This window comes from Endozoicomonas atrinae (assembly GCF_001647025.1).
GTDB lineage: Bacteria > Pseudomonadota > Gammaproteobacteria > Pseudomonadales > Endozoicomonadaceae > Endozoicomonas > Endozoicomonas atrinae.
The window spans coordinates 1-524 of record NZ_LUKQ02000773.1; the positions used below are offsets into that span (position 1 = coordinate 1).

1 protein-coding gene is annotated in these 524 nt (G+C 50.2%); it reads left to right on the top strand.

Features of this window, described 5'->3' with window-relative positions; genetic code table 11:
- Positions 1-524, top strand: a 524-nt coding sequence (locus tag AK963_RS34425) for a hypothetical protein (protein WP_175404796.1), incomplete at both ends; no start/stop codon positions are given.

Genomic DNA, 524 nt, shown 5'->3' on the forward strand with positions numbered 1-524 from the left:
GGCACGCCATCGGCGATGAACGCACGTTGATCTTTGTTTTTTACAGCGGTTATGTGGACACCCTCTCAGCCGGTTATTTCAACCGGTACGGTCCCGTCGCCATTTATGTCGGCGACTTTGAGGTGGCTGCTGGCAGCAATCCCAAAGCGTGGGGATTGGTTGCCCCGAACATGTATCCGGGAACCCTGGATAACGAAGGCAGTTACAGTGTAGAGACTCATGGCTCTTTTAATCTGTCCACTACCGCCAGCAACAATGCCAATGACCGGCCGGTGACGCAGGTGCCGGGGGAGTTATGGAGCGAAAGTGATATTCACTCAATGACCCAGTTCTTGATGGCGGATTCGCCTATTTCCTACAACTACACCGAAAAAGACATTGCTACGTTTAAGAGTGCTGTTCAGCTTCGATCAGAAGCGTTTTTGATTCTGGATTATCAACACAGCTTTCGTCTTCGGGGGGTATACAGTCTGTTCCCATGGTTGAACCAGAGTAATAGTTCATCCGGCAGAAACTTTTGTCAG